This window comes from Lutibacter sp. (assembly GCF_041562875.1).
GTDB lineage: Bacteria > Bacteroidota > Bacteroidia > Flavobacteriales > Flavobacteriaceae > Lutibacter.
Window position 1 is genome coordinate 1 of sequence record NZ_JBFFOE010000026.1, and the last position, 25,412, is coordinate 25,412.

At 30.3% G+C, this 25,412-nt stretch carries 24 protein-coding genes; 14 read left to right on the plus strand and 10 right to left on the minus strand.

Features of this window, described 5'->3' with window-relative positions:
* Positions 1 to 183: 183 nt before the first annotated feature.
* Together ABY863_RS05590 and ABY863_RS05595 are read right to left on the minus strand one after the other, a co-directional pair.
* On the minus strand, positions 184 to 1,419 hold the full coding sequence (locus ABY863_RS05590; RefSeq protein ID WP_372793281.1) for a DEAD/DEAH box helicase: 1,236 nt from the start codon (positions 1,417 to 1,419) through the stop codon (positions 184 to 186).
* A gap of 256 nt (positions 1,420 to 1,675) precedes the next feature.
* Positions 1,676 to 2,026, minus strand: a complete 351-nt coding sequence (locus tag ABY863_RS05595) for a 4Fe-4S binding protein (protein WP_372793282.1) — start codon at positions 2,024 to 2,026, stop codon at positions 1,676 to 1,678.
* A 173-nt stretch (positions 2,027 to 2,199) separates the two neighbouring features.
* On the opposite strand from ABY863_RS05595, the gene ABY863_RS05600 reads away from it, so the two are divergent.
* From ABY863_RS05600 to ABY863_RS05665, 14 genes are all read left to right on the plus strand, one after another.
* Entirely contained in the window at positions 2,200 to 4,056 is a 1,857-nt protein-coding gene (locus ABY863_RS05600; RefSeq protein ID WP_372793283.1) for a 2-oxoacid:acceptor oxidoreductase subunit alpha, read from the plus strand.
* A 2-nt stretch (positions 4,057 to 4,058) separates the two neighbouring features.
* On the plus strand, positions 4,059 to 5,072 hold the full coding sequence (locus tag ABY863_RS05605) for a 2-oxoacid:ferredoxin oxidoreductase subunit beta (RefSeq protein WP_372793284.1): 1,014 nt from the start codon (positions 4,059 to 4,061) through the stop codon (positions 5,070 to 5,072).
* Positions 5,073 to 5,217: 145 nt separating this feature from the next.
* The gene (locus ABY863_RS05610; RefSeq protein WP_372793285.1) at positions 5,218 to 5,568 is read left to right on the plus strand and encodes an NADH-quinone oxidoreductase subunit A; all 351 of its coding nucleotides are present in this window, start codon (positions 5,218 to 5,220) and stop codon (positions 5,566 to 5,568) included.
* Positions 5,559 to 6,155, plus strand: coding sequence for an NADH-quinone oxidoreductase subunit B (locus ABY863_RS05615; protein WP_372793286.1), 597 nt, complete (start codon positions 5,559 to 5,561; stop codon positions 6,153 to 6,155). The genes ABY863_RS05610 and ABY863_RS05615 overlap by 10 nt, the downstream gene beginning before the upstream one ends.
* Before the next feature lie 10 nt (positions 6,156 to 6,165).
* Positions 6,166 to 6,627 (plus strand): NADH-quinone oxidoreductase subunit C, encoded by a 462-nt coding sequence (locus ABY863_RS05620; protein ID WP_372793287.1) that lies wholly within the window; start codon positions 6,166 to 6,168, stop codon positions 6,625 to 6,627.
* A gap of 6 nt (positions 6,628 to 6,633) precedes the next feature.
* Complete coding sequence (locus ABY863_RS05625) at positions 6,634 to 7,755, plus strand: NADH-quinone oxidoreductase subunit D (RefSeq protein ID WP_372793288.1); 1,122 nt, start codon at positions 6,634 to 6,636, stop codon at positions 7,753 to 7,755.
* A 10-nt stretch (positions 7,756 to 7,765) separates the two neighbouring features.
* Positions 7,766 to 8,830 (plus strand): NADH-quinone oxidoreductase subunit NuoH, encoded by a 1,065-nt coding sequence (gene nuoH / locus ABY863_RS05630; RefSeq protein ID WP_372793289.1) that lies wholly within the window; start codon positions 7,766 to 7,768, stop codon positions 8,828 to 8,830.
* Between the two features lie 5 nt (positions 8,831 to 8,835).
* Positions 8,836 to 9,312: a 4Fe-4S binding protein gene (locus tag ABY863_RS05635; protein ID WP_372793290.1), complete on the plus strand. Its 477-nt coding sequence runs from the start codon at positions 8,836 to 8,838 to the stop codon at positions 9,310 to 9,312.
* A 4-nt stretch (positions 9,313 to 9,316) separates the two neighbouring features.
* On the plus strand, positions 9,317 to 9,841 hold the full coding sequence (locus tag ABY863_RS05640) for an NADH-quinone oxidoreductase subunit J (protein WP_372793291.1): 525 nt from the start codon (positions 9,317 to 9,319) through the stop codon (positions 9,839 to 9,841).
* Positions 9,838 to 10,155: an NADH-quinone oxidoreductase subunit NuoK gene (gene nuoK, locus ABY863_RS05645; protein ID WP_372793292.1), complete on the plus strand. Its 318-nt coding sequence runs from the start codon at positions 9,838 to 9,840 to the stop codon at positions 10,153 to 10,155. The genes ABY863_RS05640 and nuoK overlap by 4 nt, the downstream gene beginning before the upstream one ends.
* Before the next feature lie 11 nt (positions 10,156 to 10,166).
* The gene (gene nuoL / locus ABY863_RS05650; protein ID WP_372793293.1) at positions 10,167 to 12,095 is read left to right on the plus strand and encodes an NADH-quinone oxidoreductase subunit L; all 1,929 of its coding nucleotides are present in this window, start codon (positions 10,167 to 10,169) and stop codon (positions 12,093 to 12,095) included.
* Positions 12,096 to 12,104: 9 nt separating this feature from the next.
* Positions 12,105 to 13,592, plus strand: coding sequence for a NuoM family protein (locus ABY863_RS05655; protein ID WP_372793294.1), 1,488 nt, complete (start codon positions 12,105 to 12,107; stop codon positions 13,590 to 13,592).
* Positions 13,593 to 13,611: 19 nt separating this feature from the next.
* On the plus strand, positions 13,612 to 15,039 hold the full coding sequence (locus ABY863_RS05660) for an NADH-quinone oxidoreductase subunit N (protein ID WP_372793295.1): 1,428 nt from the start codon (positions 13,612 to 13,614) through the stop codon (positions 15,037 to 15,039).
* A 6-nt stretch (positions 15,040 to 15,045) separates the two neighbouring features.
* Entirely contained in the window at positions 15,046 to 15,372 is a 327-nt protein-coding gene (locus ABY863_RS05665; RefSeq protein ID WP_372793296.1) for a hypothetical protein, read from the plus strand.
* On the opposite strand, the gene ABY863_RS05670 is transcribed toward ABY863_RS05665, so the two are convergent.
* From ABY863_RS05670 to ABY863_RS05705, 8 genes are all read right to left on the minus strand, one after another.
* Entirely contained in the window at positions 15,365 to 16,384 is a 1,020-nt protein-coding gene (locus ABY863_RS05670; protein WP_372793297.1) for a glycosyltransferase family protein, read from the minus strand. The two genes, ABY863_RS05665 and ABY863_RS05670, sit on opposite strands and share 8 nt — an antisense overlap.
* Positions 16,384 to 17,235 (minus strand): UDP-2,3-diacylglucosamine diphosphatase, encoded by an 852-nt coding sequence (locus ABY863_RS05675; RefSeq protein ID WP_372793298.1) that lies wholly within the window; start codon positions 17,233 to 17,235, stop codon positions 16,384 to 16,386. Before ABY863_RS05675 ends, ABY863_RS05670 begins: the two co-directional genes overlap by 1 nt.
* 103 nt (positions 17,236 to 17,338) lie before the next feature.
* Entirely contained in the window at positions 17,339 to 19,156 is a 1,818-nt protein-coding gene (locus tag ABY863_RS05680) for a cation:proton antiporter (protein WP_372793299.1), read from the minus strand.
* A gap of 110 nt (positions 19,157 to 19,266) precedes the next feature.
* Positions 19,267 to 19,626 (minus strand): nicotinic acid mononucleotide adenyltransferase, encoded by a 360-nt coding sequence (locus ABY863_RS05685; protein WP_372793300.1) that lies wholly within the window; start codon positions 19,624 to 19,626, stop codon positions 19,267 to 19,269.
* Between the two features lie 94 nt (positions 19,627 to 19,720).
* Positions 19,721 to 20,191: a regulatory protein RecX gene (locus ABY863_RS05690; protein WP_372793301.1), complete on the minus strand. Its 471-nt coding sequence runs from the start codon at positions 20,189 to 20,191 to the stop codon at positions 19,721 to 19,723.
* 12 nt (positions 20,192 to 20,203) lie between these two features.
* Entirely contained in the window at positions 20,204 to 20,668 is a 465-nt protein-coding gene (locus tag ABY863_RS05695) for a cupin domain-containing protein (RefSeq protein WP_372793302.1), read from the minus strand.
* A gap of 154 nt (positions 20,669 to 20,822) precedes the next feature.
* Positions 20,823 to 24,239: an efflux RND transporter permease subunit gene (locus ABY863_RS05700; RefSeq protein WP_372793303.1), complete on the minus strand. Its 3,417-nt coding sequence runs from the start codon at positions 24,237 to 24,239 to the stop codon at positions 20,823 to 20,825.
* Between the two features lie 33 nt (positions 24,240 to 24,272).
* A complete protein-coding gene (locus ABY863_RS05705; RefSeq protein WP_372793304.1) occupies positions 24,273 to 25,403 on the minus strand; it encodes an efflux RND transporter periplasmic adaptor subunit in 1,131 nt (376 codons plus the stop codon).
* Between the last annotated feature and the right edge of the window lie 9 nt (positions 25,404 to 25,412).

The following is a 25,412-nucleotide window of genomic DNA, read 5'->3' on the forward strand; positions in this document are numbered from 1 at the left end:
GTTAGAAATTTAGCTATTTTAGAGCCAAATACAGCTTTTACTGTGAGCGAATGGACAATTTATTCTGATGTTTCAAATAGTTTAATTACAAATCCAAATTCACCACAAAACGCACCAAATGATTTTAATCCTAGAATACGATAAATAGTAAAATTTTAACGAACGTTGGTGTTCAGTTAAACCTTAATACCAACGTTTTTTATTTTTTTTAGAACCTGCTGATTTTCTATTTTTCTTAGGCCCGTTTTCTTTATTTATGAAAACTTCAGGTTTAGCATTTGGATCTAATGGATAAGGATGTTCCTTTTCAACGGGAATCTTTGTATCTATTAATTTCTGGATAGAATCAATATATGTTTTTTCATCTGCAGCACAAAAAGAATAGGAGTTTCCTGTTAAACCAGCTCTACCAGTTCTACCAATTCTATGAATATAAGTTTCAGGAATATTAGGAATGTCAAAATTTATAACAGCATCTAAGTTGCTAATATCAATTCCTCGTGAAGCAACATCTGTAGCAATTAAAATATTAATTTCTTTATCTTTAAATTTATTGAGGGCAGTTTCTCTATCTTTTTGTAATTTATCTCCATGAATACTATCTACTTTATATCCATTTTTACGTAGCATTTTTTCCAACTTATCAACGCCAAATTTTGTTCGTCTAAAAATAAGAATGTCTCCTTTTATTGTATTTCTTAACAAGTGTAAACACAATTCCATTTTTTTAGTTTTAGGAACATAATACAAAGCTTGATTTACAGTTTCAGCGGTAGAAGATTTTGGAGTTACATCAATAGTTTCAGGATTATTTAATATTGTATTTGCTAATGCTACTACTTTTGCAGGCATTGTTGCTGAAAATAATAATATTTGCTTGGTTTTAGGGCATAAACGCTCTATTTTCTTAATGTCATCAATAAATCCCATATCTAACATTAAATCGGCTTCATCTAAAACCAACGTTTCAATAAAGCTCAAATTCACACATTCTTGTTTGTGTAAATCTAATAACCTACCAGGGGTTGCAATTAAAATATCCACTCCTTTTTTTAAGACATCTTTCTGAGGTTCTATGGAAGCACCTCCAAATAAAACAGTAGTTTTTAAATTAGTGTATTTACCATAAGTTTTAAAGCTTTCTTCAATTTGAATGGCTAATTCACGAGTTGGGCTTACTACTAAAGCTCTTATTTTCTTTGCTTTTTTTCCGGCATCTTGTTTATCAAATAATAATTGTAAAATAGGTAATGCAAAAGCAGCTGTTTTTCCAGTTCCTGTTTGAGCAGAAGCAATTACATCTTTTTTAGCTAAAACTAAAGGAATCGTTTGTTCTTGAACAGGTGTGGCTATCTCGTAGTTCTTTTCTGAAATAGCTCTTAAAATAGGTTTGTTTAACTGTAAGTCTTTAAATTGCATGTGTTATGTTTAAAACAAGATTTTTGCAAAGATACAGGAAAAGGATTGTATAATTTTTAAAATCAATTTTCTGCTTTTTCGATTTTCCTAAATAAGCATCAATTATTTCAAACATTTACGAAAATTCTGTTTCTTTTTTGTTCTGAAATAAGGGGGTAGGTTATAAAAATTTAAATGAAGTTATATAATTTTTTCAATTTCACATAAAAAAAGCACCTTTAAAAAGATGCTTTTTTTATGTTTAATTTTAACGAAATTACTCTCCGTGTAACCAAGCTTTTTTAGCTGTTAATTGTTCTTCAGTTTCTTCATGCTCTTCATCAAGAATACAACAATCAACTGGACAAACAGAAGCACATTGAGGTTCATCATGGAAACCTTTACACTCAGTGCATTTATCAGTTACAATAAAATAAAATTCATCAGATTTTGCTTCGTGCATTTCATTTGCATCTACTTCTTCACCACTAGGTGTAGTTACAGTACCACTTAATGAAGTTCCATCTGCATACGCCCATTCTGAATCTGGTTCGTATATTGCATTGTTTGGACATTCCGAAATACATGCATCACAGTTAATGCATTCGTCTGTTATTCTAATAGCCATATTTGTTAATTTTAATTATTGATTATTAATGAACAAAATTAAATAATTTTAAACAATTTTATGTGACAAAAGTCATTTAGTATTCTAAAAAGTAAATATAAATTTGACGCTAAATAATTTTGTGTAGAATTATTTGTATAAATTTAAATAAATTTTTTTAATTATCATATATTATGATCACAACTAAAGAAAAACTCCAACCAGAAGTAATCGATTCCGTTGTTATAAGATTTGTTGGCGATTCAGGTGATGGAATGCAATTAACAGGAACACAATTTTCTGACACTTCTGCAATGTTTGGTAATGATATAGCCACATTCCCTAACTATCCTTCAGAAATTAGAGCTCCTCAAGGAAGTTTATATGGAGTTTCTGGATTTCAAGTCCATATAGGTAGTGTTGAAATAAGTACCCCTGGTGATAGTTTAGATTTATTGGTAGCAATGAATCCTGCAGGTTTGAAAACTAACTTATATGCTTTAAAACCTGGACACACAATTATTGTTGATACAAATTCTTTCTCAAAAAAGAATTTAGAAAAAGCTGAATATACTTCAAATCCATTAGATGATAACAGTCTTGAAAACTATAGAGTTATTCAAGTTGATATGACTTCTTTAACAAAAGAAGCATTAAAAGAAGTTGAAGGTTTGGATAATAAATCTATAACTCGAAGCAAAAACATGTTTGCCCTTGGGATGGTTTATTGGATGTATGGAAGAGATAAAATGCATACGATAGATTTTTTTAATAAAAAGTTTAAAACGAAACCAAATTTAATTGAAGCAAACACAAGAGTATTAAATGCTGGATACTTTTTTGCAGAAACATTAGAATTGATTCCTAATTCATATACAATTTCACCTGCAAAAATGAACGCAGGAACCTATAGAGTTATTATGGGTAACACTGCAACAGCATGGGGGTTTTTAGCGGCAGCTGAAAAATCTGGATTAGAATTATTTTTAGGTTCATATCCAATTACTCCAGCTACAGACATTTTACACGAATTGGTTAAACATAAACATTTCGGAGTAAAAGCTTTTCAAGCTGAAGATGAAATTGCAGGAATTGCATCTGCTATTGGAGCTTCATTTGCTGGAGATTTAGCTATTACTACAACTTCAGGTCCTGGGTTAGCTTTAAAAGGGGAAGCTTTAGGTTTAGCTATGATTATGGAATTACCTTTGGTTGTTGTAAATGTTCAACGTGGAGGTCCTTCAACAGGTTTGCCAACAAAAACTGAACAATCAGATTTATTACAAGCAATGTATGGTAGAAACGGTGAAAGTCCTGTAATTGTTATTGCAGCAAGTACACCTGCAGACTGTTTTAGATTTGCATTTGAAGCTTCTAAATTGGCTTTAGAACATATGACACCAGTAATTTTATTAACGGATGGTTATATTGCAAATGGATCGGCACCATGGAAAATACAAAGTGTTGATGATTTACCTGAAATTAAACATAGACAAACTAAAGAAGTTGTTGAAAACTGGCATCCTTATAATAGAGATGAAAAAACATTGGCTCGTGATTGGGCAATTCCAGGAACAGCAGGTTTAGAGCATAGAGTAGGGGGATTAGAAAAAGATAGTCTTACAGGTAATGTTTCTCAAGCTCCTGAAAATCATGAAATAATGACGAGGACAAGAGCAGAAAAAATTGAAAGAGTAAAAAATTATATTCCAGAGATTAAAACAGAATTTGCAGACTCAGGAGATTTATTAGTAATTGGTTGGGGAGGAACTTATGGTTCTTTACATTCAGCAGTGAAGCAAATAAATGAAGAAGGTTATACAAAAATTGGTTTTGCACATTTCAATTATATCAATCCGCTTCCAAAAAACACGGAAGAATTATTAAAAAGATTCAAAAAAATTATTGTTTGTGAATTAAACGATGGACAGTTTGCTAAAATTTTAAGAATTAATTTTGAAGGATTTAAGTTTTATCAAAAAAATAAAATCCAAGGATTACCTTTTGGAAACAATGAACTAATAGAAGAATTTAAAAAATTAGTAGACTAGTTATGGAAGCAACTACAGAACAAAAATATACATTTAAAGATTTTACAAGCGATCAAGAAGTAAGATGGTGTCCAGGTTGTGATGACTACGTAATTTTACGTTCAATGCAAAAAGCACTTCCAGAAATGGGAGTTAAAAGAGAGAATGTTGTATTTGTATCAGGAATTGGATGTTCATCTCGTTTTCCGTATTATATGAATACTTATGGGATGCATACTATTCATGGTAGAGCACCAGGAATTGCTTCAGGAGTAAAATTAGCCAATCCTAATTTAAGTGTTTGGATTGCAACAGGAGATGGAGATGCAATGGCTATTGGAGGTAACCACTTTATTCATGTATTACGTAGAAATATAGATTTAAATATTATTCTATTTAACAATGAAATTTATGGTTTAACAAAAGGTCAATTCTCTCCAACTTCATTAGTTGGTCAAAAAACTAAATCTTCTCCTTATGGGAATACACAACCACCATTCACACCAGGAGAATTAGCATTAGGAGCTGGAGCACGTTTCTTTGGAAGAATTGGAGGTAATGTACCTAAAGATATTACACAAATTTTAATTGATGCCCATAAGTTTAAGGGAACATCACTTGTTGAAGTTTTACAAAATTGTGTAATTTTTAATGATGGTTGTTATAATTACATCACAGATAAAAACGTAAAAGAAGATAAACAAATTTTCTTAGAGCATGGAAAACCAATGATTTTTGGTAAAAATCGTGATAAAGGTTTGGTGCTTAACAAATTGAAATTAGAAGTTGTTACAATAGGTGAAAATGGTATTACGCAAGAAGATCTTTTAGTACATGATGCTAAAGAAAAAGACCCAACTATGCACCAAATGTTGGTAAGATTAGAATATCCAGTCGCAACAGGAATTATTAGAAGTTTTGATGATGTTACCCTAGAAGAACGTGAAGATGCTTTAACAAAACAAGTAAAAGCAAATTCAAAATTCAAAAAAACAGATGATTTGTTTTTCTCAGGAGAAACATATGAAGTTAAGTAATAATTATTACAAAAACACCTGACTTTAGTCAGGTTTTTTTTTGTTGCATTTATTTACTTTTGTTCATTAATAATAATATTTAAAAGTACTAGAAAGAATTATTTAATCTACTACTTTTATAGGCTAATAAAAAAGTGTATAAAAAATGGGATCAGAAGCCATTATTGTATTTTTACTTGCAGGAGTTATTTTAGTTGCAGGCGCAAATTTTTTATCAAATTTAATTTCACATAAATCAGACAATCCACAAAAGCGAGAGCCTTATGAAAGTGGTATGACAACAATTGGCCCAACTTGGGTTCAATTTAAAGTTGGTTACTACTTATTTGCAATTTTGTTCTTAATTTTTGATGTAGAAGTTGCGTTTTTAATTCCTTGGGCAGTTGTGTTTAAAGGTGTTGGAGCAGTTGCTTTTATTGAAATTATGATATTTCTTGTCATATTAGGTTTGGGATTATTATACGCTTGGAAAAAAGGAGCATTAAAATGGGAGTAGATAAAAAACGATTTATAAGTCAGTTGGAACCTAATATGAAAGTTCCAGAAATACCAGCTGATTTTCCGGGAAAAGTAATTCCCGCTGGAAATGGAGCAAACGTAATAGTTACTTCATTAGATAAAATAATTAACTGGGGTAGATCAAATTCGCTTTGGTCTCTTTATTTTGGTACCAGTTGTTGTGCAATTGAAATGATGCAAACAGGAGCTGCGCGTCACGATTATTCAAGATTTGGATTTGAAGTTGCACGGCCTTCCCCAAGACAAGCCGATTTAATTATTATAGCAGGAACCATTGTAAATAAAATGGCACCAGTTTTACGTCGTTTATACGATCAAATGGCTGAGCCTAAATACGTTATTGCTATGGGTGCTTGTGCTATATCAGGTGGTCCGTTTTATTATAATTCATATTCTGTTGTAAAAGGTGCAGATCATGTGATTCCTGTGGATGTTTACGTTCCAGGTTGCCCTCCACGTCCAGAAGCTCTGTTAGAAGGTATGCTAATGCTTCAAGAAAAAATTAGAACTGAAAACATGAAGCATAAAGTAAATCCAATTGATGGATTTGATGAAGGACTTTAAAATTGAACTTATGACTAACGAAGCATTACAAAATTTAATAAGCAGTTGGATTCCTGAATTGGAATTCACTGAAGAAGGCTCTCAGTTCTTAAATATAACTGTTCAACCAGAACAATTGCACCAACTAATGTCTCAATTAAAAACAAATAGTGAAACTAATTTTGATTATTTGTTTTGCGTAAGCGGTATTGATTGGGGAAAAGAATTAGGTGTTGTATACCATATAGAATCTACTACTCACAGACACATTATTGTAGTAAAAGTAAAAACCGAAGATAGAGAAAATCCAACATTTGATACGGTTTCTGACATTTGGCTTACTGCAGATTTTCACGAGCGTGAAGTGTTTGATTTCTTTGGAATAATATTCAGCAATCATCCAAATTTAAAAAGACTCTTTTTAACTGAAGACTGGGATGGATTTCCACTAAGAAAAGATTATGTAGATGAAATTAATATGGTTATCAAATAAGTAATTATGGATACAAATATTGCAATAAATAACTTAAAATCTGAAGATTATTTCATTAATATGGGACCTCAACACCCTGCAACGCATGGTGTTTTACGTTTATTATTAACCATAGATGGTGAAATTATTAAAAAAGTTGAACCAGATTTAGGATATATTCACCGTTCTATCGAAAAAATGTGTGAACGAGATAGCTATCAGCAAATAGTTCATTTAACGGATAGAATGGATTATTTATCATCACACATTAATAATGAAGCTGTTTGTTTAACCGTTGAAAACGCACTTGAAATTGAAGTTCCAGAACGTGTTAAAGTAATAAGAACCATTATTGGTGAATTAACTCGTTTAGCGTCTCATCAATTATGGTGGGGTGTTATGGGAATGGATGTTGGTGCATTAACAACTTATTTCTTAGGATTTAGAGATCGTGAATTAATTAACGATATTTTTGAAGAAACTTGTGGTGCTCGTTTAACAATGAACTACAATATTCCTGGTGGACTAATGTTTGATATTCATCCAAATTTTGTAAAAAGAACAAAGGATTTTATTGCTCATTTTAAAACAAAATTACCTGAATACGATAAACTTTTAACTGGAAATGTAATTTTTCAAAAAAGGATGAAAGGTGTTGGTATTTTATCAAAAGAAGATGCCATTTCATTTGGAGCATCAGGTCCTGTTGGACGTGGCTCAGGTTATTCTTGTGATGTTAGAAAATACCATCCATATAGTGCTTTAGATAAAGTTACATTTAAAGAAGCATTAAGAACTGAAGGAGATAGTTTAGCTCGTTATGAAGTTAGAATTCAAGAAATGTGGGAATCAATGTCTATCATTGAACAATTAATTGATAACATTCCTGAAGGAGACCATCAAGTTGCTACAAATGCTGTAATTAAATTACCAAAAGGAGAATTTTATCAAAAAGTTGAAACTGCCAGAGGTGAATTAGGAGTGTATGTTGTAAGTACTGGAACTAAAAATCCGTATCGTCTTAAATTCCGTTCTCCAGGTTTTTCAAATATATCATTGCTAAATCATATTGCAGTAGGTGGTAAAATTGGAGATTTAGTTGCGTCAATGGCAACTTTAGATATTGTAGTACCAGATATAGACCGTTAAAAATAACACAATGAATATATCATTAAATATAACAAAAACCATTCAAGACTTACTTGTAGGCATGATGTCTGAAGGTGTAGCAAGCATTGTAACAATGGTTATTATTGCTTTAATTTATTTAGCCATTTTTGCAGTTGCAGGTTTATACCTAGTTTTATTAGAAAGAAAAGTAGCAGCTTGGTTTCAATTACGTATTGGGCCAAACAGAGTTGGATGGTGGGGATTGTTACAAACAATGGCAGATGCCTTAAAATTAGTTTCAAAAGAATTAACAGGAACCGTAAAGGCTGATAAATTTTTATACAATTTAGCTCCTTACTTTGTTATTGTTTCGGCTTTAATGGCATTGGCAGTTTTCCCTTTCACACAAGAATTTCAAGCATTTGATATCAATATTGGAATTTTATTTTTATTAGCAATTTCTTCAATTGGAGTTATTGGAATTTTGTTAGGAGGTTGGAGTAGTAATAACAAATTTGCTTTAATTGGAGCCATGCGTAGTGGTGTACAAACTATAAGTTATGAATTATCTGTTGGTTTATCATTACTAACAATGGTTTTAATTACGGGTTCTTTACAACTTTCAGAAATTGTTGAAGTCCAAAAAAATGGCTGGCTAATAGTTCAAGGGCATATTCCTGCTGTAATTGCATTTATGATTTATATGATTGCAGGTACTGCTGAGACGAATAGAGCGCCCTTTGATATGGTTGAAGCTGAATCTGAATTAGGTGCAGGTTTTCATACCGAATATTCAGGGATGAAATTTGCTTATTTCTTTTTAGCTGAATTTATAAACATGTTTATTATAGCTGCAATAGCAACCACTGTATTTTTTGGAGCTTGGTTATCACCATTCGGTATCACTGAATCTCTTCCCTGGTTAGGTATATTTTGGTTTTTAGGAAAAGCTTTAATCCTTGTATTTTTAATGATGTGGTTTAGATGGACATTTCCTAGATTAAGAATTGATCAATTGTTAACCTTAGAATGGAAATATTTATTGCCTTTAAACCTACTTAACCTAGTTATTATGGCATTAATTGTTTGGCTTAACTTAACAATTCAATTTTAGAAATTATGAGTTATTTTGGAAATATATATAATGGAATAAAAACACTGCTTACGGGTATGAGTGTTACCGGAAAGTATTTTATAACCGCAAGGAAAGGAGCAATTACACAAGAATACCCAGACAATAGAGAAACATTAAAAATGTTTGATCGTTTTCGTGGTGAGGTTGTAATGCCACATGATGAAAACAATGAACACTGTTGTACAGGTTGCCAAAAATGTGAGTTGGCTTGTCCAAACGGAAGTATTGAAATTATTTGGGACAGACAAATAGATGCTGAAACTGGGAAAAAGAAAAAAATGATAGATCAACACATTTACCATTTAGGAATGTGTACTATGTGTGGTTTATGTGTTGAAGCTTGTCCTACAGATGCAATTTTATGGGCTCAAAATTTTGAGAATTCTGTATATGACAGAAGTTATTTAACAAAAGTTTTAAACAAGCCTGGATCTAAAGTTAAAGCAGGAATAGAAGACTAGAGATATGGAAAAAATTATATTTTACATTTTAGCATTTATCATAATTGTATTTGCTATAGCATCTGTTTCAAGCAAAAAAATGCTACGATCAGTAATTTATTTGCTATTCTCACTTATTGGAATAGCAGGAATTTACTTCTTAATAGATTATAATTTCTTAGCTGCAATTCAACTTACAGTGTATGCGGGAGGTATTATTGTATTACTAATATTTTCAGTAATGTTAGTACATCATATTGAAATGGAATTAGAGATTGCGAAAGTTTCAAAAAGAATATTGGTAGGTATTGCCAGTTTATTAGGTTTGGGAGTATTTTTAACTACTATTTATTCTCACGAATTTACAGTTGTTGAAAATTCAATCACCACCACTACTGAAGATATTGGTCTTGGACTATTAAGCTATGAAGCTGGCGGATTTATTTTGCCTTTTGAAGTGATTAGTATCTTATTATTGGCATCTATGATTGGAGCAATAGTTATTGCTAAGGGAACAAAACTAACCAACAAAAAAAATGACACCGTATGATAGCCGGAATTAGCATATACGAAATATTAACCGTAACCTCTATCTTATTTTTTATTGGGGTTTATGGATTTATCACAAGAAAAAACCTGATTTCAATTTTAATGTCAGTTGAATTAATCTTAAATGCCTCCGTTATAAATTTTGTTGTTATCAACAAGTATTTATACCCAGATATGTTACAAGGCGTTTTCTTTTCAATTTTTATTATTGCTGTAGCTGCTGCTGAAACTGCATTGGCTATTTCTATAATAATTAACCTTTACAGACAAATTGCTTCTGTAGAAGTTAAGGACACTGAAATTATGAAGTATTAATATTAGAAAATATGGATATAACTTATACAATATTAATTCCGTTAATTCCGCTAGCAGTATTTTTACTCTTAGGAATTTTTAGTCAAAAAATTAAACCGGCTGTTTCCGGATACATTGGTGTTGCAGGCTTAACAACCTCGTTAATACTATCATTTTATACCGCTTACCAATACTTTTTTGTATATGGTAAAGTAGATGGTGTTTACCAAGCAATTGTTAAAAAGACTGTTTGGATGAATTTTACGGATACATTACATATAGATATGGGTGTATTAATTGATCCAATATCTATAATGATGTTAATTGTAGTTTCAATTGTGTCATTAATGGTGCATATCTACAGTAGAGGTTATATGAAAGGTGATGATGGTTATACACGGTTTTTTGCTTTTCTATCATTATTTTCATTTTCAATGTATGGGTTGGTTTTAGCAACAAATCTTTTCCAAATTTATATTTTTTGGGAATTAGTTGGTGTTTCTTCTTTCTTATTAATAGGATATTATTACACTAAACCTTCTGCAGTATCAGCAGCAAAAAAAGCTTTTATTGTAACTCGTTTTGCAGATTTAGGTTTCTTAGTAGGGATTTTAATTATCGGTTATTATACTGGAACTTATGATTTTGGAACTTTAAATGCTGTAAATCATGAAACTGGAACGTTATTTTTAGACTGGGCTCCCACTTCATTTATGGGATTGTCAGTTATTACTTGGGCATTACTATTAATATTTATTGGAGGCGCAGGAAAATCTGCAATGTTTCCTTTACACATTTGGTTGCCAGATGCAATGGAAGGTCCAACACCAGTTTCTGCTTTAATTCACGCTGCAACAATGGTTGTTGCTGGTGTTTATTTGGTGGCAAGACTCTTTCCAATGTTTTATTTTGTTGAAGATGGTTACGCGTTAAATATTGTAGCTTATGTAGGTGCTTTCTCATCATTATTTGCTGCAATAATTGCGATAACTCAAACTGATATAAAACGTGTGCTAGCATTCTCAACAATGTCACAAATTGGTTATATGATGTTAGCTTTAGGTGTTTCAAAATATGAAGGTCACGAAGGGGTAGGTTATATGGCCTCTATGTTCCATTTGTTTACACACGCAATGTTTAAAGCGTTACTATTCTTAGGGGCAGGTTCAGTTATACACGCAGTTCATAGTAATTATTTAAAAGATATGGGTAGTTTACGCAAGTATATGCCTATTACAAATATTACCTTTTTAATTGCGGCACTTGCAATTTCTGGTTTCCCTTTAACATCAGGTTTTTTTAGTAAAGATGAAATTTTAGTAGCTGCTTTTGAAAGCAATAAATTAATTTATTTTAGCGGAGTTTTAGTAGCTGGATTAACGGCTTTTTATATGTTTAGACTTTACTTTGGGATTTTCTGGGGAAAAGATACGCAATACAAACATGCGCCACATGAATCACCTATATCAATGACTTTTCCATTAATGGTATTAGCATTAATAAGTCTTCTTGGTGGTTTTATTCCATTCAGTAAATATGTTACTGCTGATAGAGCGGGTTTTGAAGCTCACTTGAATTACCCATTGGCAGCCGTTGCTGTTTCGGTTGGTTTAATTGGAATTGCTTTAGCATGGGTATTCTACAAAAAAGAAAATAACTTAGCTAGTAAATTTTCAAATGCATTTGGAGCGTTTTATAAATGGACTTATAATAAATTTTACATTGATGAAGTTTACTTATTCGTAACAAAAAAAATAATATTTAACCTAATAGCAGCACCAATTGCAAAATTCGATAAGAAAATTGTTGATGCAACTATGGAAGGTATCGGTAATAAAACAGTTGTAATTTCTAATAGAATTAAAGGAATGCAATCTGGTAAAGTACAAGATTATGCTTTCTCTTTTATAGCCGGGGTTGTAATACTTGCAATCTTGTTTATTTATTTATGGACAAACTAACAAATTAATATGGATATTTTATCACTCTTTGTCGTTGTACCTGTACTAACAATTATAGCCTTAGTTTTTACAAAAGGTTTAAAACAGGCTCGCTTAGTTTCAATGGTTGGAAGTATGTTTCAACTTGGAATGGCTATCAATTTAGTTTTTGCTTATTTCAAAGAACGAGCAGTTAATGATGGTATTATGATTTTTACCAAAGATTTTGTTTGGTTTGAACCGTTTAATATACACTATGCTATTGGTGTAGATGGTATTTCAGTTGCATTAATTACATTAACAACAATAGTTGTGCTTGCAGGTGTATTTATTTCTTGGAAAATGCCTGATTTACCTAAAGAATTTTTTATATCTCTTTTAGTTTTAGCTACAGGAGTTTACGGATTCTTTATTTCTATAGATTTATTTACCATGTTTGTTTTTTACGAAATAGCTGTAATACCAATGTATTTATTAATTGGTATTTGGGGAAGTGGGCCTAAAGAATATTCCGCAATGAAATTAACATTAATGTTAATGGGAGCTTCAGCAGTTTTATTAGTTGGTGTTTTAGGAATTTACTTTAACTCAAACGCTGATGGTGGTGCTTTAACTTTTAATATTTTAGAAATTGCACAGGTAAACATTCCTTTTGAAGCTCAAAAATTATTTTTCCCTTTAACTTTTATTGGATTTGCAGTTCTTGGAGCTTTATTTCCTTTTCATACTTGGTCACCTGATGGTCACGCTTCGGCACCAACTGCGGTATCTATGCTTCACGCAGGTGTATTAATGAAATTAGGAGGTTATGGAGTTTTTAGAATCGCTATGTTTTTATTACCAGCAGGAGCAATGCATTGGTCTTGGTTCTTTATAATTTTGGCGGCAATAGGTGTAGTTTATGGTGCTTTTGGAGCTATTAGACAGACCGATTTAAAATACATAAATGCATATGCATCTGTGAGTCACTTAGGCTTGGTTTTATTTGCTTTATTAACATTAAATAAAATTGCTTGGAACGGAGCTATACTTCAATCTTTATCACATGGATTGTTAACAGCCATGTTTTTTGCATTGATTGGAATGGTTTACGGAAGAACGCACACAAGGGATATTAAAAAATTAGGAGGACTGATGAAAGTTTTACCTTTTATTGGTGCTATTTATGTAATTACTGGGATGGCTTATTTAGGATTACCTGGATTTAGTGGTTTTGTAGCTGAAATGAATATTTTTGTGGGTGCTTTTGAAAATCCTAGTATGTTTAATAGAATTTTAACAATTTTAGCTGTATCATCAATAGTTGTAACAGCGGTTTATATTCTTAGATTGGTTGGAAAAATTATGATGGGGCCGTTAGTTAATGATGATTTTAAAGATTTACCAAAAGTAACTTGGTATGAAAGAACAGGTATTTTGTTATTATTAATTCCAATTATAGCAATGGGTGTTGCACCACTTTGGTTAAGTGATATGATTATGGCAAGTATAGAACCGTTTATTAAAGGAGTATTATAAAATTAAAACAGATAACTAAATGGATTTTAGTAATTTTTTATTATTGAGACAAGAATTTATATTACTAGCAATTATACTATTGTTATTAATAGCTGAAATAGTTATACCTAAAAACAAGAAAAGTAGTATTGTACATTTGGCTATATTTTTATTCGGTATTCATACCGCTGTAGGATTTTTAGCAATAAATGAATGTAGTGCGTTTGGTGGATCTTTTCAAACAAATAGCTTAATACACTTCTTTAAAAATGTGTTGAATATTGGAGTGTTTATTTTGTTGCTTCAATCAGCAGATTGGATTCAAGAAAAAATTGTAGCACAAGACAAAGGAACTGAATTTTTTATCTTATTATTTTCCTCATTATTAGGAATGTATTTTATGATTTCTTCGGGTGACTTTTTAATGTTCTATATAGGATTAGAATTATCAACTTTACCAGTAGCTGCATTAGCTGCTTACGAAACTTCAAAAAGAATTTCAAGTGAATCTGGTATTAAATTAATTTTATCTGCAGGGTTGGCTTCAGGAATTTCTTTATTTGGGATTTCATTATTGTATGCAACTTCAGGTTCTATATTCTTTCATGATATTATTGGAGTGATTTCAGCAAACAATTTAACTATTTTAGGTTTTATACTGTTTTTTGCAGGCTTGTCATTTAAAATATCGTTAGTACCATTTCATTTCTGGACAGCTGATGTTTATGAAGGAGCGCCAATTAGTGTTGCATCGTATTTATCAGTTATTTCAAAAGGTGCCGCCGTATTTATTTTAATGATATTGTTGTTTACCATTTTTAGACCTTTAATGCACGTTTGGGAAAATATGGTGTATGTAATAGCAATTGCTACTATGTTTATAGGTAACTTATTTGCAATACGCCAACAAAATATGAAACGCTTTTTAGCTTTTTCATCTATTGCGCAAGCTGGATTTATATTGTTAGGGTTAATTTCAGGAACACAATTAGGAACTGCTACTGTTGTTTATTTTGTAATGATTTACATTTTCTCAAATTTAGCAGCTTTTGGAGTTGTTCAGGCAATATCTTTAAAAACTGGAAAAGAAAATATGAGCGATTATGAAGGCTTGTATAGAACAAATCCTAACTTAAGTTTAGTCATGCTTTTAGCATTGTTTTCATTGGCTGGGATACCACCTGTTGCTGGTTTTTTTGGTAAGTTTTTCTTATTTACGGCAGCAGCAAGTGAAGGGTATTACTTATTGGTATTTTTAGCAGTTGTGAATGTAACAATCTCTTTATATTACTATTTATTAGTTGTTAGAGCTATGTTTTTAAGAAAAGGGGAAAATCCAATTCCACATTTCAAAAACAAAATTTATATGCGTTTGGGCTTATTAATTACCGTAATAGGTATTATGGTTTTAGGTTTATACAGTCCGTTATACGAATACATTTATCAATTAAGCAGCGTTTTTAATTAAGAAGTTATGGGATTAGAAGGAAAACATTCATTTGGAAGTATTGGAGAAACAAGAGTTACTTTTATTGAAAAAAATATAGATGAAAACCGTAAAGACTTTCTTAAAAAATTATTAGAGCATAACGGTTTTGAAGTAGTTATTGAAGAAGCAAAAAAGAAAACAGAAGAAGACCCTCAATTGTATACAGTTGCAACAACAGATATGGTTTTTAACCCAACTATTTGGGTGTTTGAACGTAAACTAAAAACGCTTGATGGACATAAAGTAACACAAGATTATTGGAATCAGGTTACTGAAGAAACAAAACCTCAATATTGGAAAAATTCTAAATAATTTCTAATACTGCAACATTTTCTTTTTCAATAAATTCATATAAAATATGATCAATTATTTGTTGGGTTTCATTGGGAAATTCTAATGTTACTTTAGTATCGCTTTCAATCCAATTTTTAATTTTAGAAATGTCTTTCTTTTTTAAGGTTTTTAAAGTTTGAACTCCAAGTTCTTCAAGAGCTTTAGCATTAAAAGCTTGTTCGTATTGGTTTTTCATTGGAATTACTAACAGTTTCTTTTTTAAGAAAATTGCTTCTGCAGGAGTTTCGAAACCAGCTCCACATAAAATACCTTTGCAAGAGGCTAAACACTTTTCAAATTTTTCACTATTTATTGGTTTAATGTATACGTTTTTATTTTGATAATATTCTTTGGTTTCCTTAGAAAAAACTTTCCATTTTACACCTTTAATTTTTGAAAGTACGTCTATAATATTCTGATCAGAATAAGATGGTAAATAAACTGTATAATGCTCTTTTTCTGTACGTTTTAATAAGCGAATGTTGTTTCTTATAATTGGTGTATAGACATTTTCATTATATTTTTTAAAATGAAACCCATAATTGTTTTTACTTTTTGCATAATTTTTAATAATGAAACTTCCTATTAGATCAAAATGATATGGCCTAGGTACGTTTTCAGTATATAAAGCTCCTTGGTGACTTAATGTTATGCATTTTACACCTCTTAATTTACAAGCCCATGCAGAGATTGGCTCAAAATCATTGATTACTAAATCGTATTCTTTTACAGGGCATTTTTTAATTTCTCTTAAAACTCTAAAAATATTGTTCTTTGTAACAGTCTTAAAAAAATCTATACCGCCTTTTTTACCAAAATAAAAACTAAGACCTTTATAAATATAATTTACTTTTTGGTCTAAAGTTACTTCAGCTTGTGTACCGCTAATTAAAATAGCTACTTGCGCTCTATTTAATAATGCAGGAATAACTTCTTTAGCTCTACTTAAATGCCCATTTCCTGTGCCTTGTATGGCGTATAATATTTTCATTAGTTCTTAAAATTAAAATCTGCTATTAATTCTCCAAATATTTCTTTAGCAGATTTATCTATGATATTAATTTCTTTGATATCTTCTTTTTGGTAATGAGCATCATTATATTTATACAAAGACCACTTTTTATTTTTGTACTCTAAGGCTGTTAAATTTTCAATCCAGTCACCGGAATTTAAATAAGTAACTTTCCCATCACTTGTTACAACATTTTTAATAATAGGTTGATGTATATGGCCACAAACTGCATAATCAAATTTATTTTGAATTGCAATATTTGTCACTATCTCCTCAAAATTATTGATAAATTTTACAGCTGATTTTACACTGTCTTTAATTTTTTTAGATAATGAAATTTTTCCTTTTCCAAAAAATTCACTGATATTGTTAACTACTTTATTTATAAGTATCAATAAGTCGTATCCTTTTGCGCCAAGTTTTGCTAACCATTTTGAATGTTCCATAGTGACATCAAAAACATCACCATGAAAAAACCAGGCTTTTTTACCATCTAATTCAAGGACTACTTTATTTTTAATTGAAAATGAGCCCATTCCAAAATCTACAAATTTCCGTAACATTTCATCATGGTTTCCTGTAATGTAGTAAACCTCTTTACCTTCAGAAATCCAACCTATTAAAAATTTGATAACTTTCATATGCTCTTTTGGCCAATAGCGTTTACTAAATTGCCAAATATCAATGATATCTCCGTTAAGAATTATTGTTTTAGGGTTGATACTTTTTAAGTATCTTAAAAGTTCTTTTGCGTGGCAACCATAAGTTCCTAAATGAACATCAGAAATTACTACAACCTCTACATTTCTTTTCTTTTTATTTGAACTCACACATTAAAAATTAGATTCAAAAAAATTGAATAATTAATAAGGTGCAATTACTGAAGTTACTGTTATTAAAGTGTTTAGTGAATGTTATAAATTGGTTACTAAATTAAATAATTGTTTTCCCAATGTAAGCTAATGTATCTCCATTTTCAATTTTTAGGGATTTATCTAAAGAAGATATAATGTGAATTACACCTTTTAAATCTTTTAAAAACATGGGTATTGCGTGAAGTTCATTATTAATTTCTTTTAATAATTTTTTATAGTGTTCTTCTGAAGTAACAACCACTTCATTTACTAAAGGAAAATCACGAACTACTTCACTTAAATTAATAAAATCGTCTTTATGTGTAAATAATTTTGAATTTGGTTTTTGACTTCCTTCTTTCATTTCATCTGTAGAAACTATTCTAAAAGCACCATTTTCACCAAATATTGGCGTAAACTTTTCAATGGCATATTCATTTAGGGCAGCACTACCAGTAAGTGCTAATAAAAAGCCAATATCATTTAATTCTATATCTTCTAATAATTCATCGGAATATACATTTCCTTCAATAGCTTCCAACCCTAATAGTTTAGCTTTGTTTATATTATTTACATTGCTATCTATTAAAACAACCCTTCTGCCATTTTTTTTCAAATAAGATGCTATTAATCTTGCAAAATTTGAGGCACCAATCATAATAATTCCATCAGAAGATTTTAAAAATACCCCTGCTGCTTTTGCAAATAAACGAGCAGTTGTTGCATTTAATAAAACTGTACCAAGTACAATCATAAATACAAGTGGTGTAATATATTGTGCTCCTGGCACATTAAGCATAATTAGTTTTAATCCAAATAATGAGGCAATTCCAGCAGCAACAATTCCTCTTGGCCCAACCCAGCTAATAAATAATTTTTCATTTAATTTTAATCCAGAATTAGCTGTACTTAGAAATACGCCAATAGGACGAAGCACAAAAACAACAATAGCAAATAATACTAACGTTTCCCATCTATAAAGTAATAGCATATCTTCAATATTCATATTTGCAGCTAATAAAATAAACAAAATAGATATTAATAGGACGCTTAGAGATTCTTTAAAATACAGTATTTCTTTTAACTCGGCAATTTTCATATTTCCAAGCGCCATTCCCATAACTACTACTGCTAATAATCCAGATTCGTGTGCAAATAAGTCGGACAATACAAATACAGTTAAAACACTTGCTAAGGTTATTACGTTTAATAAATAATGCGGAATGAATTTAAATTTTAAAGCATAAAATAAGCCATAGGCTGAAGTAAACCCAATTGAAAGTCCAATAATTACTATTTTTCCAAATTCAATTAGAGCATCTTTAGAATAATCATATCCTCCTTCAATACTAATAAATTCAAAAACTAAAACAGCTACTAATGCTCCAATGGGATCTATTAAAATACCTTCCCATTTTAATACCGCCGAAACATCTTTTTTAAGAGGTATATTTCTTAAAATTGGTGCAATTACTGTAGGTCCTGTAACAATAATTAGGGCTGAAAATAAGAATGAAATTTCCCAAGTTAAATGAAAAATAAAGTGAGTAGAAATTCCAGCACCCAAAAAAGTAACTAACGATCCTAAGGTAATTAGTTTAACAATGGAAGGTCCAACATTTAAAATTTCGTCTTTTTTTAAGGTCAAACCGCCTTCAAAAAGAATAATGCTAATTGATAATGAAACAAAATTAAATAATTTTTCTCCCGGAAATAATCCTTCAACTCCATTCCAAACGGGTTCTATCCATTTGGTGCCATCTTCAGAAATAAAGGTTGATAAAGGGCCTACTAATAAACCTATTAAAATTAAAGGTAAAATGGCTGGAATTTTGAATTTCCAAGCAAACCATTGTGCAATAATTCCTAAAATTATAATACCTGAGAGCTCTAACATAGATTATTTTTTGAGATGTTAGCAATATAATTATAATTTATCAATTATTAAATGGATTTTTAGCAATCTAAAAAATGGAAGTATTTAATTTTTCTGAATTAATTTAGTTTTCAAATATTATTTTCAACTTTTTTGTCGTTAATTATTTCTTTTATATCTATAATTTTATTATTGTCATACGTAATTTTAGTTATTTTATGATCTTTAAAATAGGTCCAAACACCTACTTTTACTCCATAATTATAAGTAGCAATACATTTTCTACTTCCGTCCATATTATAGCTTTCCCAAGATGCGTGTAATTTTCCTTCTTTAGTATAAAAACCATGTTGCATAATAGTACCATTTTCATAATAAAATGTTACTTCTGTTAAATCACCTTTCACTTCGGTTTTTTGTAATTTATTGTTTTGACTGTACATGAAAGAAGTGCAAAAAAGTACAATTAGAGTGAAGAATATTTTTTTCATAATTTTAGAATTAAAATGTGCAATATTTAATTCAAATTTACAAAATAACGTTTTGAGAACGAATGATTTTCGTCAGCATTAAAAACGAATAGTTTTAAATTAAGTTATTTACCATCTTGTACACTAATTCAGTTTCGAAACCTTTTGAAATAAGAAAAGTGGAAAGTTTGTTTTTTTTAGTGAAGGAATTAGGTTCTTTTATATGCTGTATTTTTTTTTCAGCTATTTTTTGAAGTGTGTTTAAATAATCTTCCTCATCGATTTCTAATAAAGCAGATTTAATATTATACGAAGAAATATTTTTGAATTTAAGTTCACTTACAATTTTAATTCTACCCCATTTTTTTATAGAGAACTTCCCTCTTGCAAATGCTTTAGCAAAACGTTCTTCATTTAAAAAGTTATGCTGTAATAAGTGAAGTATTATGAATTCTTGAGCTTCTGGAATCATGTTTAAATCATACAGTTTTTGTTCAACTTCCTTATGGCAGCGCTCTTGATAAGCGCAATAGTGTTCCATAGCTTTGGTTGCTTCAATTACAGTATATGATTTTTGGTTTTTCATTTAACTAATAACTTATTTTTTGGGCTCATTAGTGGTGATAACAAAAATAATTAAAGGACTGTTTGTGGTGTTTTTTACTGAATGGAAACCGTTATTGTTTACGGCAGTTATACTTCCTTTTCTTATTTTTTGAGCTCTTATAGTTCCTGTAACACCAGTTCTGTCTGCATATTCTCCTTCACCTTGCATTACAATATACAATTCTTGCTCGTTTCTGGTTCCATGTGTATGAAAACCTGCTTGATCATCTTTATTCAAAAAAACCATATATGCGCCAATTCTGTTATTCACCAATTCTTCAACACCAAACATTTGAAGCAAATAAACAGTTCCGTTTCCGTTGTACATAGCTTCTCTTTTATCTACTCTAATAACCGTGCGAATGTCATTTCCAAAAGGAGTGACAGTTAAATCTAAATATTGAGAAACAATTTCAATAACTTCATTGTTTTCTATAATTTCAGGTGTTTGATTCATTTTTTTTTGATAAATATTTTTATATAATATAAGTGTGTCTAGTTTTCTTTTAAACTTGTGTTAGAGTTCAAAAGTATAACTTAAAAAGGCTGCTTAAAAGTATTAAATTACTTTTAAGCAGCCTCAATATTGCAACTCTTTTTAAAAAATTTAATTATTGTTTTCTGTTAAGTCTTACCTTTAAATTATTAATTAAAGAATACATTATTGGAACAATAATTAAAGTTAAGAAAGTAGCGAATGTTAAACCGAAAATAATTGTCCAAGACATTGGTCCCCAAAAAGCTACGTTTTCACCTCCAATATAAAACTGAGGGTCAAATTCTGTAAACAAAGTCATAAAGTTTATGTTAATCCCAATTGCTAATGGTAATAATCCTAAAATAGTTGTAATTGCTGTTAATAAAACTGGACGTAAACGTGTTTTTCCACCTTCAACAATACTTTCATAAATCAACTCTTTTGTTAAAGTACCTTCTTCTAAGCCAAGTTCTTCACGTTTTCTAATCAATATTAAATTGGTATAATCAATCAATACAATGGCATTGTTTACAACAATTCCAGCGAGTGAAATAATACCAATCATAGTCATCATAATTACAAATTCCATTCTAAAAATTATTAACCCGAGTAATACTCCAATTAAACTTAAGACTACAGATAATGAGATGATTACAGGTGTTGAGGTTGAGTTAAACTGCCCAACTAAAATTAAAAATATTAAGAAAACAGCAATTAATAGTGCTTTACTTAAAAAGGCCATTTCTTCTGCTTGTTTTTCTTGCTCACCAGTAAAAGAAACGGAAACATTTTTAGGTAAATTATAGTTTTCCATCACCTTTTTTATTTGGTCATTTATTTCCGTTGCATTATAACCTTCAATAACATTAGAGAATATAGTAATAACTCTATTTAATTCTTTACGTTTTACGGCACTAAATGTTGATGAGGTTTCAGAATGTGCAACTGCAGAAACTGGAACTTGAACTATTTTTCCATTGCTGGCATTTCTAAACGTAATTTTCTGATTTAATAATGTTTCTTTATTGTAACGATATTTATCCATTAAACGAATGTTTATTGGGTAATCGTCTTCACCATCTTTAAAAGTTGAAACTTCTTTTCCGAACAATGAAGTTCTAATTGCATCCCCAATTTGACCAGTAGATACATTTAAACTTCTGGCTTTTTGTCTATCAATTATAAAAGGTAATTCTGGTTTTCCTTGTTCAACATCTAAACTTAATTCTTCAATACCTAAAATATTAGCATCATTTATGTGTTGTTTAATATTTTCTGAAGTTGCTAATAATTCTTCATAATCATCACCTGAAACTTCTATATTAACGGGTGCTCCGGTTGGAGGACCGTCAGAAGGTCTATCAACAGTGATATTAACCCCTGGAAAATTCTTTAATAATTGTCTTATTTCAATTAAAACATCATCTGTATTCACGTCTCCACGATCCATAAATTTTACAAAATCGACAGTGATACGTGCTTTATTTGGTGTTGTTCCTCCTTGTTGCCCTTGGTTTGGATCACTTGTACCTTCACCAACCTGACCAATTACTGAAGTGATAATTTTATTTTCCCCATTTACTTCATATTTCTTAAGGTATTCTTGAATTTTATTTTCAATGTCAATAGAAAGGTTATTGGTAACTTCAATATCTGTTCCAATAGGATATTCTATATAAACATACACTTGTTTTGGTGGTGTTTCTGGAAAGAATAATACTTTTGGAGGAAAAATAGCAAACAATACAATTGAAAAGAATAACAATCCAAATGTTCCTAAAAAGAACCATCTAGGTCTTTTTCCTTTTAAAGTATATACTAATGTTCTTTCATAAAAAGCTTCAAGTCTTGGTAAAAATACGGTTTGAAACCATTCTGTGGCAGGACTTAAAAATTTAGTATTCACAACACGTAATAAACCAGCTAAAGCTAAAAGTAAGCCTATGGCATTTAAACCTTTTGAACCCGTTACTAATCCTCCAATTATAAAGAATACTCCAACAGTAAATAGTATGCTGCTATATAGTAATACTTTTTTAAAGTTAACTTCATCTTCTTTTATTTTCATATAAACAGAAGTTAACATTGGGTTTATTAATAAGGCCACAAATAGTGATGAACTTAATACAATTATTAATGTTATTGGTAAATAGCGCATAAATTCACCCATCATTCCTGGCCAAAATGCCAATGGTAGAAAGGCTGCTAACGTTGTTGCAGTGGATGCAATAATAGGCATTGCAACTTCACCAACACCGTATTTTGCAGCGTCAATTTTTGAATAACCTTCATCCAATAATCTATATACATTTTCAACAACTACAATACCGTTGTCAACCAACATTCCTAATGCAATTACTAATGAAAATAGTACCATTGTGTTTAATGTTACTCCCAAAGCATTTAGCACAATAAAGGACATAAACATAGATAGTGGAATTGCAATACCAACAAATAAGGCATTTCTAATTCCAAGGAAGAAAAGCAATACTAATACCACTAAAATAATTCCTAAAATAATACTATTTTCAAGGTCGGCAACCATTGTTTTAGTATCGTTGGTTTGGTCGTTTGTTTTAGAAACATTTAAGTTTTCAGGAAAGTAATCTTCTTTTGCTTTTGCTAAAATAACATCAATTTGTTCTGAAGCATTTATTAGATTTTCTCCACCGCGTTTGGTTACATCTAACATTAATACGGGTTGTGAAAACTCACGAGCAAAACTTTGTTTTTCTTGCTCTTTAAAACTAACAATCGCAATATCTCTTAAATAAACAATATTGTTATTTTCTTGCTTTACAATAATGTCTTCAATTTCTTTAGCCGATTTAAATTCGCCAATTACACGTACATTTCTTCTAATTCCATTTTCTAACAAATCACCACCAGATATGGTCATGTTTTCATTTTGAATAGCCATGGCAATATCATTAAAGCTGATTTGTGATGTTTCCATTTTGTACAAATCAACGCTAATTTCAATCTCTTTATCTTGAATTCCTCTAATGTCTACTTTTGAAATTTCAGGAATTTTTTCAATTTCTTCTTCTAAATACTCACCATATTCTTTTAACTGATCCATGGAAAAATCTCCAGATAAATTAATGTTCATAATTGGCATTAATTCAGCAAAATTCAACTCTTGAACATTTGGATCTGCAGGTAAATCTTTAGGGAAATCTTTATCTGAAGTAGCAGCATCAACTTTATCTTTCACTTTACGTAAAGCTTCGGTTGGTGACATGCTAAAATCAAACTTTACTTGAATTGTTGAAAATCCTTCAATTGAAGTTGATACAATTTCATCAACTCCAGAAATTCCATTAATCTCTTTTTCTAATGGTCTGGTTATCAGTTTTTCTATGTCTAATGCGGAATTTCCAGGATACGGTGTAGAAACATAAATTTCTGGAACAACAATTTCAGGAAATGCTTCACGAGGCATACTTATGTATGAAAAGATTCCTGCTATAAAAATCATAGCAATGATCACAAAAACGGTCATTTTATTATAAATTGACCACGTGGATATTTTAAATTCTTTATTCATTATAATGCTATTCTATTTAGTTTACAGATTTAATTAGTTGTTTACCCTAACAATATCACCAGCTTTTACAATTCTTGCACCTTTGTTTACAAGTGTATCGGTAGCTTCTAAACCTTCAGTAATAAATACTTCATTGTTGTATTCTTTTGAAATTTTAATTAGTTTTTTGATCACTACATTTTCATTATTTTCTGTTTTTAGGGTGAAAACATAGTCGTTCCCTTTTTGGTCTTTTTGAACCAAAGTTGATGGAATTACTAGTCCTTCCCGTTTAAAATCAACAATTTTTAAATCTGCTAATAAGTTTGGTTTAATGGTGTTGTCTTTATTAGAAATATTAATTCTAGCCTTAAAACTTCTGTTATCTGGGTTAATGTAATTTCCTATTTGTGTAATTTTAGACTCCACTTCTTTACCTATTGAAGGGAAATTTAAAATAGTTTCTGTTCCTATTTTTACAACAGGTAAATATGTTTCAGTTACATCGGCTTCAATATAAACATTGTCTAAATTTAGTAAACGTACCGTTGGTGATTGTGGACTTGTTAATTCGCCAATTCTTGGGAAAACTTCATCTACAATTCCACTAAAAGGTGCAATAATTTTCATTTTTTTAGCTTGTGTTTTTAAAGAAGCAAGGTTATTTTCTAAACTTTCTTTTTGAGCTTTCGCTTGTAAATATTGCATTTCTGAACCAATTTTTTGATCCCATAAGCGTTGCTGACGATCAAACGTTGTTTTTGCCAAATTTAATTGAGTTGTTAATTCGGAAATACTATTTTTAATAGCAATATCATCTAGTTGAATTAAGGTTTGACCTGCAAAAACACGCTGACCTTCTTTAACGTAAATTGCAATTACGGTTCCACCAAATTCAGGTTTAATTTCAATGTTTTTATCTGCTTGAACAACTCCTTGAATCTCTATGTAATGTTTAAAAAGCTCATTTTTAACTGGTAAAACAGTTACAACATGTAATTTTTTAGTGGTATCTAATTTTAATAGTTGGTTTTCTACAACTTTTAATAATATGTTTAAACTATCAATTTGATTAACAAGTGTAGCTTTTTCTGAATTTAAATCAGAAATTGATGATTTATTAATTTCTTCTCCGCATGATATTGTGAATGCTGCAGCTAAAAATAGGAATATTATATTTTTCATTGTTGTTTG

Excerpts from the sequence above, each read along its gene's own strand:
- ABY863_RS05590 (WP_372793281.1), bottom strand. The coding sequence starts at position 1,419 with ATGCAATTTAAAGACTTACAGTTAAACAAACCTATTTTAAGAGCTATT.
- ABY863_RS05595 (WP_372793282.1), bottom strand. The coding sequence starts at position 2,026 with ATGGCTATTAGAATAACAGACGAATGCATTAACTGTGATGCATGTATT.
- ABY863_RS05600 (WP_372793283.1), top strand. The coding sequence starts at position 2,200 with ATGATCACAACTAAAGAAAAACTCCAACCAGAAGTAATCGATTCCGTT.
- ABY863_RS05605 (WP_372793284.1), top strand. The coding sequence starts at position 4,059 with ATGGAAGCAACTACAGAACAAAAATATACATTTAAAGATTTTACAAGC.
- ABY863_RS05610 (WP_372793285.1), top strand. The coding sequence starts at position 5,218 with ATGGGATCAGAAGCCATTATTGTATTTTTACTTGCAGGAGTTATTTTA.
- ABY863_RS05615 (WP_372793286.1), top strand. The coding sequence starts at position 5,559 with ATGGGAGTAGATAAAAAACGATTTATAAGTCAGTTGGAACCTAATATG.
- ABY863_RS05620 (WP_372793287.1), top strand. The coding sequence starts at position 6,166 with ATGACTAACGAAGCATTACAAAATTTAATAAGCAGTTGGATTCCTGAA.
- ABY863_RS05625 (WP_372793288.1), top strand. The coding sequence starts at position 6,634 with ATGGATACAAATATTGCAATAAATAACTTAAAATCTGAAGATTATTTC.
- nuoH (WP_372793289.1), top strand. The coding sequence starts at position 7,766 with ATGAATATATCATTAAATATAACAAAAACCATTCAAGACTTACTTGTA.
- ABY863_RS05635 (WP_372793290.1), top strand. The coding sequence starts at position 8,836 with ATGAGTTATTTTGGAAATATATATAATGGAATAAAAACACTGCTTACG.
- ABY863_RS05640 (WP_372793291.1), top strand. The coding sequence starts at position 9,317 with ATGGAAAAAATTATATTTTACATTTTAGCATTTATCATAATTGTATTT.
- nuoK (WP_372793292.1), top strand. The coding sequence starts at position 9,838 with ATGATAGCCGGAATTAGCATATACGAAATATTAACCGTAACCTCTATC.
- nuoL (WP_372793293.1), top strand. The coding sequence starts at position 10,167 with ATGGATATAACTTATACAATATTAATTCCGTTAATTCCGCTAGCAGTA.
- ABY863_RS05655 (WP_372793294.1), top strand. The coding sequence starts at position 12,105 with ATGGATATTTTATCACTCTTTGTCGTTGTACCTGTACTAACAATTATA.
- ABY863_RS05660 (WP_372793295.1), top strand. The coding sequence starts at position 13,612 with ATGGATTTTAGTAATTTTTTATTATTGAGACAAGAATTTATATTACTA.
- ABY863_RS05665 (WP_372793296.1), top strand. The coding sequence starts at position 15,046 with ATGGGATTAGAAGGAAAACATTCATTTGGAAGTATTGGAGAAACAAGA.
- ABY863_RS05670 (WP_372793297.1), bottom strand. The coding sequence starts at position 16,384 with ATGAAAATATTATACGCCATACAAGGCACAGGAAATGGGCATTTAAGT.
- ABY863_RS05680 (WP_372793299.1), bottom strand. The coding sequence starts at position 19,156 with ATGTTAGAGCTCTCAGGTATTATAATTTTAGGAATTATTGCACAATGG.
- ABY863_RS05685 (WP_372793300.1), bottom strand. The coding sequence starts at position 19,626 with ATGAAAAAAATATTCTTCACTCTAATTGTACTTTTTTGCACTTCTTTC.
- ABY863_RS05690 (WP_372793301.1), bottom strand. The coding sequence starts at position 20,191 with ATGAAAAACCAAAAATCATATACTGTAATTGAAGCAACCAAAGCTATG.
- ABY863_RS05695 (WP_372793302.1), bottom strand. The coding sequence starts at position 20,668 with ATGAATCAAACACCTGAAATTATAGAAAACAATGAAGTTATTGAAATT.
- ABY863_RS05700 (WP_372793303.1), bottom strand. The coding sequence starts at position 24,239 with ATGAATAAAGAATTTAAAATATCCACGTGGTCAATTTATAATAAAATG.
- ABY863_RS05705 (WP_372793304.1), bottom strand. The coding sequence starts at position 25,403 with ATGAAAAATATAATATTCCTATTTTTAGCTGCAGCATTCACAATATCA.